The organism is Streptomyces sp. B21-105 (assembly GCF_036898465.1).
Lineage (GTDB): Bacteria > Actinomycetota > Actinomycetes > Streptomycetales > Streptomycetaceae > Streptomyces.
On the sequence record NZ_JARUMJ010000001.1, the window covers coordinates 1822165 to 1834912 of the forward strand.

The following is a 12748-nucleotide window of genomic DNA, read 5'->3' on the forward strand; positions in this document are numbered from 1 at the left end:
CCTCGGGTCCCCCCGGACGGAGCCCGGGGGCGGGTCAGTAACCTCGCTGGCTCGCGTAGAAGACCAGCCGGTACTTACCGATCTGCACCTCGTCACCGTTCGACAGCGGGATCTCGTCGATCCGCTCCCGGTTGACGTACGTACCGTTCAGACTGCCGACGTCCGCCACCTTGAACGTGCCGTCCGGGTTGCGCCGGAACTCCACATGGCGACGCGACACCGTCACGTCGTCGAGGAAGATGTCGCTCTGCGGATGACGGCCGGCCGTGGTCAGCTCGCCGTCCAGGAGGAAGCGACTGCCCGAGTTCGGGCCGCGACGCACGACCAGCAACGCGGAGCCCACCGGCAGCGCGTCGACGGCGGCCTGCGCCTCAGGAGAGAGCGCCGGCAACTGCGTCTGCCCGGTGGCCTCGGAGTCATAGGCTTCCAGGCCGGAAATGGAGATCGTGGAGGTCGTCTCCGACGCACGCTCGGGCGTCAGCCCGGGACGCAGCGGCGCACCGCAGTTCGAGCAGAAGCGGCTGTTCTCCGCGTTGCGGTTACCGCACCTCGTACACACCAGGGCCGACATAGGGGAAAACCCTCCACCCGTACTCGAGGTTGACGGTTGGCCGAAACCTATGCCGCCGGACTGCGCAGGGTCAACAGACGCCGCGCCCTGTCCTCCGGGTACGTCACCGCCCGAACCGGCCACCTGGTCCCTGAACAGCGGCCGCTGACCCTCTGCATCGGGCTGTGCGCGATGACGGGCGGTCGCGTTGTCGCCACCCTCACGCGGGCTCTTGCCGAACAACTTCGCAAACAACTTCACGGGCGATTCCCCTTGACCGAAACAGACCCGCCCGTGGGGCAGGACGAACCCTGACTGAATACACCGGCCGACCCGGACACCTTCACAACGTCCGTGCCCACCAGACAGTTTCCACCACGCACCACCCGATCGGTGCGTCGACCCCCCGCAACCTCATGCCCCTGCCGGACGCCCCCCATGCGCCCCCCGCTCACGGCGCCGACGACCGAGCGTAGTCAGGCCGCTTCGCCTCTCGCAAGGCGTCCACAACGATCTTGTCCGATCGCTCCACGACCACGGTGGCCTGCTCCTTTTCAAGTGTCTGCACGACACCTCCAGGGATGTTCAACGCCGGCTCGAGGTCCTGCGGGTTGCCGATGACCTTGAAACGATAGGGCGCGTCGATCTTGTTCCCGTCGACGCTCACGCCCCCGCCCGACTCCGTCAGGAAGGTGCCCGCCACGACCCGCACACCGTTCACCTGGATCGCCTCGGCCCCCGCCGCGCGCAGCTCCTGGATCGCGTCGAGCAGCATGTCCGCCTCGACCGTCCCTTTCGTGTCCTCGATGGTCATCGTGATGCCGGGCCCCTGAGCAGCGACCGTGCCCGCCAGAATGCCGAGTTGCCCCTCCTTCTCGACCGTCTGCCTGCGCGCCTCCTCGGCCTGGTCGGAGCTGTTCTCCAGCTCTTGCTGCTGCTTCTCGAGCCCTTGCTTCTCGTCCTCAAGACGCTGACTTCGGTCGTCGAGTTCATCGAGAATGCGCACAAGATCTTCCTGCCGCGCACCACGCAGTGCGTTTCCGCTGTCACTGTTGGACGCGACCTGCACGGCCAGGCCGAAACCCAGACCGAACAGCAGCAGGGCCACGATGAGTTGGGCCCGGGTGACCCGTGGTGGCCAGAGCCCCTCCACCAGCCGCCGGCGGCCGTTCGACGTGTTGTCGGCCGGCTCCCGGGCCGCTCCGCCCTCGGAGGACGTCACGGGGACCTCGTCGGGCAATTCCTTGCGCAGCCGGTTCTCCGGCGTCTCGTCCCGGTCGCTCATCGCCATCACGCCCGGAACACGTGCCGACGGATCGCCGCGGCATTGGAGAAGATGCGGATCCCGAGAACGACGACGACACCCGTCGACAGCTGCGATCCCACGCCCAACTCGTCTCCCAGGAAGACGATCAGCGCGGCGACCACCACGTTCGACAGGAACGACACCACGAACACCTTGTCGTCGAAGATGCCGTCCAGCATGGCCCGCAGCCCGCCGAACACGGCGTCCAGCGCCGCCACCACGGCGATCGGCAGATAGGGGACGACGGCTGCCGGAACCTCGGGCTGGACCAACAGGCCGGCCACGACTCCCACGACGAGGCCCAGTACGGCGATCACGATGTGCCCTTCTCAGTGCTCGGCTGTGCTGTGCGTACGATCACACTCGGTGCGGCGGGCAGCCGGACGTCGCTCGCCACGGAGATGGCCGTCCGGATGCCGTAGTTCTCCTGCAAGGCGTTGAGATAGAGCCCGTCCGCGCTGTTCTGGAACCTGGTGCTGAGCTTTTTCCCGTCCCCCACCGCGAGCACGGTGTACGGGGGCACCAGCGGCTTGTTGTCGACCAGTATCGCGTCACCGGCGGCCCTGATCGCGGAGAGTGCCGTCAGCCGCTGGCCGTTGATCGAGACGGCTTCGGCACCCGAGGCCCACAGTCCGTTGACCACTCGCTGCATGTCACGGTCGCGGACCCGCCCGGTGTCGGAGAACCCGGAGGTCTCCCGCGGGTCGCCGTCGCCGCCCGTGGCCGCTGCCTTGGCGTCGTCCACGACGAGCTTCACGCCCGGGCCGTGCACCGCGACGGCTCCCGACAGCAATCCCGCCAGGTCCGCCTGGTCGCTCCCGCCGCTCTGCTTGAGCGCTTCCTGCTGCCGGGCGCTCACGTCGCTGCGCAGCTTGTCGACGGCGCTCTCGAGCTCGTCGGCCGCCTCGGTCTCACGGCCGATGCGGTCGATCAGCTCCTCGCGTTCCTTTGCGACGACCGGAGCCTCGACCCGCGCCTGCGCGGCGCCGACCGTGACCACCAGGGCCGCCAGCACCAGCCCCGCGGCCAGCCCGAGCTTCGCCCGTACCGTCTTCGGCAGCCCTCCGGAGCCATCGGCCTGCCTCCGGGCGGCGGCCTCGGCGTAACCGTCGTCGAGGCTGTGGTCCATGACGTTGGTGAGCAGCGACATGGACGCGTCCGGGCGCGACGCGCGCGCGGGTGTGCTCCGAACGGGGGGCGGCTGCGGCATGCCGCACATCGTCGCACGTCGTGCCCAGTACCTCCGAATGGCCCCACCGGCGTGCCGGACAGGCCCCTTGAGGACACCTGTCCGGCACGCATGCGTGCGGGAGGCTCAGCGCCCGGCGCTGTCCACGACCGCCGACCACTCGTCGAGCAGGGCCTGCGCGGACGCGTCGTCGGGCCCTTCCGCCCATAGATGAGTGACGGCCTCGGCGGGGTCGGGCAGGACCATCACCCAGCGCCCGTCCGTCTCGACCACGCGAACGCCGTCGGTGGTGTCCACGAAGCGATCTCCGGCCGCTTCGACGACCCGACGCATCACCAGTCCCTTGACGGCCCACGGGGTCGCCAGATCCCGCTTCAGGACGTGTGCCCGCGGAATCCGCGCGTCGATCTGGCTGAGGGTGAGCTGTGTGCGCGCCACCAGCCCGATCAGCCGGACGAAGGCCGCCGTGCCGTCGAAGACGCTGTTGAACTCGGGGACGATGAACCCGCCCTTGCCGTCCCCTCCGAAGATCGTCGACTCGTCCTGACCCACCCGGGTGAGGTCATCGGGCGACGTCGTCGTCCACTCGACCTGCGTCCCGTGGTACGCCGCCACCTGCTCGGCGATCCTCGTCGTGGTCACGGGCAGGGCGACCCGCCCGCTGCGCCGCTCGGCTGCGACCAGGTCGAGCAGCACGAGGAGCGCCCGGTCGTCCTCGATGATCCGGCCCTTCTCGTCCACGAGGGAGAGCCGCTCGCCCACCGGGTCGAACCGCACGCCGAACGCGGCCCGGGACGACGCCACGATTTCGCCGAGACGCACCAGGCCGGAGCGACGCTGATCGCCCGTCTCGGTGGGCCGTGCCTCGTTCAGACCCGGGTTGATCGTCAGCGAATCGACGCCCAGCTTTCCGAGAAGACTCGGCAGAACCAGGCCTGCACTGCCGTTCGAGGCGTCGACGACGACTTTCAGCCCCGCCTCGGCGATCCCGGTCGTGTCCACGTTCCGCAGCAGCGACCCGGTGTACGCGTCGAAGACGCTGGCCGGGAAGTACAGATCGCCGATCTCTCCCGGGAAGGCCCGCCGGTACTCCTGTCGCGCGAAGACCCGGTCCAGCTTGCGCTGACTGCCCTGCGAAAGATCCGCGCCCTGTCCGTCGAAGAACATGATGTCCACCGAGTCCGGCACCCCGGGCGAGGTCCGGATCATGATCCCGCCAGCACTCCCTCGCGCGGTCTGCTGCCGGGCCACGGGCAACGGCACGTTCTCCAGGTCCCGTACGTCGATCGCGCTGGCCTGGAGCGCGGAAATGACGGCCCGCTTCAGCGCACGGGCGCCTCGGGAGTGATCCCGGGCCGTCGTGACCGTGGATCCCTTCTTCAGCGTCGTGGCATACGCGCCGGCGAGGCGTACGGCGAGTTCGGGCGTGATCTCGACGTTCAGAATTCCGGACACCCCGCGGGCGCCGAACAGGTGAGCCTGCCCTCGGGACTCCCAGATCACCGACGTGTTGACGAATGCGCCGGCTTCGATGGTCTTGAAGGGATAGACCCTGACGTTTCCCTGCACGATCGATTCTTCACCGATCAGGCATTCGTCGCCGATGACAGCGCCGTCCTCGATCCGAGCGGCGCGCATGATGTCGGTGTTCTTCCCGACGACGCAGCCACGCAGATTGCTGTGCTGACCAACGTAGACGTTGTCGTGCACGACAGCCTTGTGCAGAAAGGCCCCGCTCTTCACGACAACGTTCGATCCGACCACCGTGTGCTCACGAATTTCAGCGCCGGCCTCGACCTTGGCATAGTCCCCGATGTAGAGGGGGCCGCGGAGCACAGCGTCGGGATGCACCTCGGCGCCTTCGGCGACCCAGACGCCCGGCGAGATCTCGAAACCGTCGATCTCGACGTCGACCTTGCCTTCGAGCACATCGGCCTGGGCCTTCACGTAACTCTCGTGCGTGCCCACGTCCTCCCAGTAGCCCTCGGCGATGAAGCCGTAGACCGGCTTGCCCTCCTTCATCAACTGCGGGAAGACATCACCGGACCAGTCGACGGGAACATCGGCCTCCACATAGTCGAAGACCTCGGGCTCCATGACGTAGATGCCCGTGTTCACGGTGTCCGAGAAAACCTGACCCCAGGTCGGCTTCTCCAGGAAGCGTTCGACCTTTCCCTCTTCGTCGACGATGGTGATACCGAATTCCAGCGGATTGGGCACACGCGTCAGACAGACCGTGACGAGCGCTCCCTTTTCCTTGTGGAAGTTGATCAGCTCGGTGAGGTCGAAGTCAGTGAGGGCATCACCGGAAATGACGAGGAAGGCGTCGTCCTTCAACGCCTCCTCTGCGTTCTTGACGCTTCCGGCGGTACCGAGTGGCTTCTCCTCGTTGGCATAGCTGAGCTCCATTCCGAGCTCTTCGCCGTCACCGAAGTAGTTCTTGACCAGCGATGCCAGGAACTGAACAGTAACGACGGTCTCATTGAGTCCATGCCTTTTGAGCAGCCTCAGCACGTGCTCCATGATCGGCCGGTTGGCCACCGGCAGGAGCGGCTTGGGCATACTCGAGGTCATAGGGCGAAGGCGAGTGCCTTCGCCTCCGGCCATCACGACGGCCTTCATGTCGGAAGCGTCCTCCTAAAAAGAGACGGTCTAGCCGACTTCGCTCATCCAGATTGTCCCGCACTTTTCCACCACGGGCCAACGAGCCACTGCTCTGCCAATCGGCGAGGTCAGTCGGCCAAGGCGTCCGCTCGAACCAGGCGGCGGACCTGCACCATGTACAGGACTCCTGCCCACCAATACAGCGTTGTACCCCATCCGGCGAACGCCCATCCGAAAATAGCAGCGAGTGACGCCAACCACCCGCTTCCGTCACTCAGCAGAAGCAGCGGGAAGGCGTACATCAGGTTGAACGTGGCCGCCTTGCCCAGGAAGTTCACCTGTGGCGGCGGATAGCCGTGCCGCCGGAGGATCCCCACCATCACCAGCAGAACCAGCTCACGCAGAAGCAGTACAGCGGTCAACCACAGAGGCAGAATCTCTCGCCAGGTGAGGCCAACCAGTGTCGACAGAATGTAGAGCCGGTCCGCCGCGGGGTCGAGGAGCCGGCCGAGGCTGCTGATCTGGTTCCAACGCCGCGCGAGCTTGCCGTCCAGATAGTCGCTGATCCCGCTGAAGGCCAGCACGAGAAGCGCCCAGCCGTCGCTCTGCGGACCTCCGAACTCGGGCCTGAGGATCAGCCACAGAAACAGCGGCACGCCGACGAGGCGGGCCATGCTGAGGATGTTGGGGATGGTGAGGACCCGGTCTGTCTGGACACGGGTCTCCTGGACCTCCACCCGGGGGCCTCCAGTAGGAAATGAGCCGACGATTCCCCCTGACCCTACCCCAACGCAAAAAAGCTCTGGCTCTTGGGCTGCGTGCCCAAGAGCCAGAGCTCTAAAAGGAGTTCGGCGGTGTCCTACTCTCCCACAGGGTCCCCCCTGCAGTACCATCGGCGCTGTAAGGCTTAGCTTCCGGGTTCGGAATGTAACCGGGCGTTTCCCTCACGCTATGACCACCGAAACACTATGAAACTGTTCAGCCGCACCACACCGTGACCATGGCATGGGGCTGTTCGTGGTTTCAGAACCAACACAGTGGACGCGAGCAACTGAGGACAAGCCCTCGGCCTATTAGTACCAGTCAGCTTCACCCATTACTGGGCTTCCACATCCGGCCTATCAACCCAGTCGTCTACTGGGAGCCTTACCCCATCAAGTGGGTGGGAATACTCATCTCGAAGCAGGCTTCCCGCTTAGATGCTTTCAGCGGTTATCCCTCCCGAACGTAGCCAACCAGCCATGCCCTTGGCAGAACAACTGGCACACCAGAGGTTCGTCCGTCCCGGTCCTCTCGTACTAGGGACAGCCCTTCTCAATATTCCTGCGCGCGCAGCGGATAGGGACCGAACTGTCTCACGACGTTCTAAACCCAGCTCGCGTACCGCTTTAATGGGCGAACAGCCCAACCCTTGGGACCGACTCCAGCCCCAGGATGCGACGAGCCGACATCGAGGTGCCAAACCATCCCGTCGATATGGACTCTTGGGGAAGATCAGCCTGTTATCCCCGGGGTACCTTTTATCCGTTGAGCGACGGCGCTTCCACAAGCCACCGCCGGATCACTAGTCCCGACTTTCGTCCCTGCTCGACCCGTCGGTCTCACAGTCAAGCTCCCTTGTGCACTTACACTCAACACCTGATTGCCAACCAGGCTGAGGGAACCTTTGGGCGCCTCCGTTACTCTTTAGGAGGCAACCGCCCCAGTTAAACTACCCATCAGACACTGTCCCTGATCCGGATCACGGACCCAGGTTAGACATCCAGCACGACCAGACTGGTATTTCAACGACGACTCCACCCGAACTGGCGTCCGAGCTTCACAGTCTCCCAGCTATCCTACACAAGCCGAACCGAACACCAATATCAAACTGTAGTAAAGGTCCCGGGGTCTTTCCGTCCTGCTGCGCGAAACGAGCATCTTTACTCGTAGTGCAATTTCACCGGGCCTATGGTTGAGACAGTCGAGAAGTCGTTACGCCATTCGTGCAGGTCGGAACTTACCCGACAAGGAATTTCGCTACCTTAGGATGGTTATAGTTACCACCGCCGTTTACTGGCGCTTAAGTTCTCAGCTTCGCCACCCCGAAGAGTGACTAACCGGTCCCCTTAACGTTCCAGCACCGGGCAGGCGTCAGTCCGTATACATCGCCTTACGGCTTCGCACGGACCTGTGTTTTTAGTAAACAGTCGCTTCTCGCTGGTCTCTGCGGCCACCCCCAGCTCGAGGAGCAAGTCCTCTCACCAAGCGTGGCCCCCCTTCTCCCGAAGTTACGGGGGCATTTTGCCGAGTTCCTTAACCATAGTTCACCCGAACGCCTCGGTATTCTCTACCTGACCACCTGAGTCGGTTTAGGGTACGGGCCGCCATGAAACTCGCTAGAGGCTTTTCTCGACAGCATAGGATCATCCACTTCGCCACAATCGGCTCGGCATCAGGTCTCAGACTATATGGTGTGCGGATTTGCCTACACACCGTCCTACACCCTTACCCCGGGACAACCACCGCCCGGGATGGACTACCTTCCTGCGTCACCCCATCACTCACCTACTACAAGTCTGGTCCGTCGGCTCCACCACTTTCCATTCCCCGAAGGGTCCGGAACGGCTTCACGGACTTAGCATCGCCTGGTTCGATGTTTGACGCTTCACAGCGGGTACCGGAATATCAACCGGTTATCCATCGACTACGCCTGTCGGCCTCGCCTTAGGTCCCGACTTACCCTGGGCAGATCAGCTTGACCCAGGAACCCTTAGTCAATCGGCGCACACGTTTCTCACGTGTGTATCGCTACTCATGCCTGCATTCTCACTCGTGAACCGTCCACAACTACCTTCCGGTGCTGCTTCACCCGGCACACGACGCTCCCCTACCCATCACAGCGGGCGTTGGCCCTCATGCTGCAATGACACGACTTCGGCGGTACGCTTGAGCCCCGCTACATTGTCGGCGCGGAATCACTAGACCAGTGAGCTATTACGCACTCTTTCAAGGGTGGCTGCTTCTAAGCCAACCTCCTGGTTGTCTCTGCGACTCCACATCCTTTCCCACTTAGCGTACGCTTAGGGGCCTTAGTCGATGCTCTGGGCTGTTTCCCTCTCGACCATGGAGCTTATCCCCCACAGTCTCACTGCCGCGCTCTCACTTACCGGCATTCGGAGTTTGGCTAAGGTCAGTAACCCGGTAGGGCCCATCGCCTATCCAGTGCTCTACCTCCGGCAAGAAACACACGACGCTGCACCTAAATGCATTTCGGGGAGAACCAGCTATCACGGAGTTTGATTGGCCTTTCACCCCTAACCACAGGTCATCCCCCAGGTTTTCAACCCTGGTGGGTTCGGTCCTCCACGAAGTCTTACCTCCGCTTCAACCTGCCCATGGCTAGATCACTCCGCTTCGGGTCTTGAGCGTGCTACTGAAACGCCCTGTTCGGACTCGCTTTCGCTACGGCTACCCCACTCGGGTTAACCTCGCAACACACCGCAAACTCGCAGGCTCATTCTTCAAAAGGCACGCAGTCACGAGACGCCAAGCAAGCTTGACGTCCGACGCTCCCACGGCTTGTAGGCACACGGTTTCAGGTACTATTTCACTCCGCTCCCGCGGTACTTTTCACCATTCCCTCACGGTACTATCCGCTATCGGTCACCAGGGAATATTTAGGCTTAGCGGGTGGTCCCGCCAGATTCACACGGGATTTCTCGGGCCCCGTGCTACTTGGGTGTCTCTCAAACGAGCCGTTGATGTTTCGACTACGGGGGTCTTACCCTCTACGCCGGACCTTTCGCATGTCCTTCGCCTACATCAACGGTTTCTGACTCGCCTCACAGCCGGCAGACTGTGAAAGAGAGATCCCACAACCCCGTATGCGCAACCCCTGCCGGGTCTCACACGCATACGGTTTGGCCTCATCCGGTTTCGCTCGCCACTACTCCCGGAATCACGGTTGTTTTCTCTTCCTGCGGGTACTGAGATGTTTCACTTCCCCGCGTTCCCTCCACATACCCTATGTGTTCAGGTATGGGTGACAGCCCATGACGACTGCCGGGTTTCCCCATTCGGAAACCCCCGGATCAAAGCCTGGTTGACGGCTCCCCGGGGACTATCGTGGCCTCCCACGTCCTTCATCGGTTCCTGGTGCCAAGGCATCCACCGTGCGCCCTTAAAAACTTGGCCACAGATGCTCGCGTCCACTGTGCAGTTCTCAAACAACGACCAGCCACCCATCACCCCCAACCTGAGCTGGAGTTCACTGGGGCCGGCATCAGAAGGGCAAGCGAAAACGCTCGCACCCTCAGACACCCAACAGCGTGCCCGACCCGATCCCGCCCGGAGATCATGCTTTCCACGCTCCGAAGAGCAGTACTCGCAAGCCTCCGACCCGGAAACCGGACCGAATAATCAACGTTCCACCCATGAGCAACCAGCATCGGACGTTCGCCGATGAACTGGCCTCTGAACCAGTCCCGTAGGACCGGCTGAGAAGTGCTCCTTAGAAAGGAGGTGATCCAGCCGCACCTTCCGGTACGGCTACCTTGTTACGACTTCGTCCCAATCGCCAGTCCCACCTTCGACAGCTCCCTCCCACAAGGGGTTGGGCCACCGGCTTCGGGTGTTACCGACTTTCGTGACGTGACGGGCGGTGTGTACAAGGCCCGGGAACGTATTCACCGCAGCAATGCTGATCTGCGATTACTAGCAACTCCGACTTCATGGGGTCGAGTTGCAGACCCCAATCCGAACTGAGACCGGCTTTTTGAGATTCGCTCCACCTCACGGTTTCGCAGCTCTTTGTACCGGCCATTGTAGCACGTGTGCAGCCCAAGACATAAGGGGCATGATGACTTGACGTCGTCCCCACCTTCCTCCGAGTTGACCCCGGCAGTCTCCTGTGAGTCCCCATCACCCCGAAGGGCATGCTGGCAACACAGAACAAGGGTTGCGCTCGTTGCGGGACTTAACCCAACATCTCACGACACGAGCTGACGACAGCCATGCACCACCTGTACACCGACCACAAGGGGGCGACCATCTCTGGCCGTTTCCGGTGTATGTCAAGCCTTGGTAAGGTTCTTCGCGTTGCGTCGAATTAAGCCACATGCTCCGCTGCTTGTGCGGGCCCCCGTCAATTCCTTTGAGTTTTAGCCTTGCGGCCGTACTCCCCAGGCGGGGAACTTAATGCGTTAGCTGCGGCACCGACGACGTGGAATGTCGCCAACACCTAGTTCCCACCGTTTACGGCGTGGACTACCAGGGTATCTAATCCTGTTCGCTCCCCACGCTTTCGCTCCTCAGCGTCAGTAATGGCCCAGAGATCCGCCTTCGCCACCGGTGTTCCTCCTGATATCTGCGCATTTCACCGCTACACCAGGAATTCCGATCTCCCCTACCACACTCTAGTCTGCCCGTATCGAATGCAGACCCGGGGTTAAGCCCCGGGCTTTCACATCCGACGCGACAGACCGCCTACGAGCTCTTTACGCCCAATAATTCCGGACAACGCTTGCGCCCTACGTATTACCGCGGCTGCTGGCACGTAGTTAGCCGGCGCTTCTTCTGCAGGTACCGTCACTTTCGCTTCTTCCCTGCTGAAAGAGGTTTACAACCCGAAGGCCGTCATCCCTCACGCGGCGTCGCTGCATCAGGCTTTCGCCCATTGTGCAATATTCCCCACTGCTGCCTCCCGTAGGAGTCTGGGCCGTGTCTCAGTCCCAGTGTGGCCGGTCGCCCTCTCAGGCCGGCTACCCGTCGTCGCCTTGGTGAGCCGTTACCTCACCAACAAGCTGATAGGCCGCGGGCTCATCCTTCACCGCCGGAGCTTTCAACCCCCACCCATGCGAGTGGAAGTGGTATCCGGTATTAGACCCCGTTTCCAGGGCTTGTCCCAGAGTGAAGGGCAGATTGCCCACGTGTTACTCACCCGTTCGCCACTAATCCCCACCGAAGTGGTTCATCGTTCGACTTGCATGTGTTAAGCACGCCGCCAGCGTTCGTCCTGAGCCAGGATCAAACTCTCCGTGAATGTTTTCCCGTGATCGGGATCGCACACACGAGAGCGGAACGTCGAGCGGAATAAGCCCGGCGTTCACAACGTCCTCGCTGTGTTTGTTTCAAAGGAACCTCATCCTCGGCTATCACTGCCGGGGACGGGGTATCAACATATCTGGCGTTGATTTTTGGCACGCTGTTGAGTTCTCAAGGAACGGACGCTTCCTTCGTACTCACCCTCTCGGGCTTTCCTCCGGGCAGTTTCCCTTCGGTCTTGCGTTTCCGACTCTATCAGGGTTTTTCCGGTGTTCTGACCACCGTTCCGCAGGCATGCGAAAGATGATCCAGAAACGGAGTCTGACAAGTTGGGTGCTGCTCGGGGAGCGTGCTCTTGATCGCGTCACTCACCCTCAGGCAGGAGTACGACTGTACACGCGGCTCCAGAGGCGCTGCAAATCGACTACACTAGTGGTCTAGACCACGGATCGGGATCTCTCGTGCGGAACAGGTACTTCATATGACATAGCCTGCTGCAGAGTGCGCCTTCGTGGACTGACAGTAACGGCCCATGTACATCCACCCCTGGGAGGCTCCCATGACCACCGTGATGTCCCCTCTTGCCGGACGTGCCATCGGACTGACGGCTGTGCCGGATCCGGTCTTCTCCGGGGCCATGGTCGGCCCGGGCACCGCGATCGACCCCGTGCGTGGGCCTTCCGAGGCTGTCTCCCCCGTGGACGGAGTCATCGTCTCCCTCCACCCCCACGCCTTCGTGGTCGTCGACTCCGAGGGGCACGGCGTCCTCACCCATCTCGGGATCGACACCGTGCAGCTCAACGGCGAGGGCTTCGAGGTTCTCGTGAACAAGGGCGACACCGTGACTCGCGGGCAGGGCATCGTGCGCTGGAACCCGGACGCGGTGGAAAAGGCCGGCAAGTCCCCGGTCTGTCCGGTCGTCGCGCTCGAGGCGACCGTCGACGCACTCGGCGAACTCCGGGAAGACGGCGACGTGAAAGCGGGCGACGTGCTCTTCTCTTGGCGGTGACACCGCCGTCCTCATGACAAAGGCGCGCAGGACAACCACCGCGGCGGCGGGGTCCGCCGCACTAAC

At 62.7% G+C, this 12748-nt stretch carries 7 protein-coding genes and 3 rRNA genes; 1 reads left to right on the top strand and 9 read right to left on the bottom strand.

The features are described 5' to 3' along the window. Positions 1–34 precede the first annotated feature (34 nt). The 9 genes from QA802_RS08160 to QA802_RS08200 all read right to left on the bottom strand — a co-directional run bounded on the left by QA802_RS08160 (position 35) and on the right by QA802_RS08200 (position 11671). On the bottom strand, positions 35–811 hold the full coding sequence (locus QA802_RS08160; RefSeq protein ID WP_319171437.1) for an FHA domain-containing protein: 777 nt from the start codon (positions 809–811) through the stop codon (positions 35–37). Positions 812–1001: 190 nt separating this feature from the next. Then, positions 1002–1835, bottom strand: coding sequence for a DUF881 domain-containing protein (locus tag QA802_RS08165; protein WP_334519387.1), 834 nt, complete (start codon positions 1833–1835; stop codon positions 1002–1004). A gap of 5 nt (positions 1836–1840) precedes the next feature. After that, positions 1841–2173 carry a small basic family protein gene (locus QA802_RS08170; protein WP_020133151.1) on the bottom strand — a complete coding sequence of 111 codons (333 nt, stop codon included), beginning with the start codon at positions 2171–2173 and terminating at the stop codon, positions 1841–1843. Then, the gene (locus QA802_RS08175) at positions 2170–3075 is read right to left on the bottom strand and encodes a DUF881 domain-containing protein (protein WP_334519390.1); all 906 of its coding nucleotides are present in this window, start codon (positions 3073–3075) and stop codon (positions 2170–2172) included. The genes QA802_RS08170 and QA802_RS08175 overlap by 4 nt, the downstream gene beginning before the upstream one ends. Positions 3076–3171: 96 nt before the next feature. After that, complete coding sequence (locus tag QA802_RS08180) at positions 3172–5667, bottom strand: sugar phosphate nucleotidyltransferase (protein ID WP_319171439.1); 2496 nt, start codon at positions 5665–5667, stop codon at positions 3172–3174. A 110-nt stretch (positions 5668–5777) separates the two neighbouring features. Next, entirely contained in the window at positions 5778–6386 is a 609-nt protein-coding gene (gene clsA / locus QA802_RS08185) for a cardiolipin synthase ClsA (RefSeq protein WP_319171440.1), read from the bottom strand. A 109-nt stretch (positions 6387–6495) separates the two neighbouring features. Next, positions 6496–6612, bottom strand: a 5S ribosomal RNA gene (gene rrf, locus QA802_RS08190). A 90-nt stretch (positions 6613–6702) separates the two neighbouring features. Then, a 23S ribosomal RNA gene (locus tag QA802_RS08195) occupies positions 6703–9825 on the bottom strand. A gap of 320 nt (positions 9826–10145) precedes the next feature. Continuing rightward, positions 10146–11671 (bottom strand): 16S ribosomal RNA (locus QA802_RS08200). The 16S, 23S and 5S rRNA genes sit together here, the layout of an rRNA operon. A 561-nt stretch (positions 11672–12232) precedes the next feature. Here QA802_RS08200 and QA802_RS08205 point away from each other — a divergent pair. Further along, positions 12233–12682, top strand: a complete 450-nt coding sequence (locus QA802_RS08205; RefSeq protein WP_334519393.1) for a PTS sugar transporter subunit IIA — start codon at positions 12233–12235, stop codon at positions 12680–12682. Positions 12683–12748: the final 66 nt, after the last annotated feature.

Excerpts from the sequence above, each read along its gene's own strand:
- QA802_RS08165 (WP_334519387.1), bottom strand. The coding sequence starts at position 1,835 with ATGAGCGACCGGGACGAGACGCCGGAGAACCGGCTGCGCAAGGAATTG.
- QA802_RS08175 (WP_334519390.1), bottom strand. The coding sequence starts at position 3,075 with ATGTGCGGCATGCCGCAGCCGCCCCCCGTTCGGAGCACACCCGCGCGC.
- QA802_RS08180 (WP_319171439.1), bottom strand. The coding sequence starts at position 5,667 with ATGAAGGCCGTCGTGATGGCCGGAGGCGAAGGCACTCGCCTTCGCCCT.
- QA802_RS08205 (WP_334519393.1), top strand. The coding sequence starts at position 12,233 with ATGACCACCGTGATGTCCCCTCTTGCCGGACGTGCCATCGGACTGACG.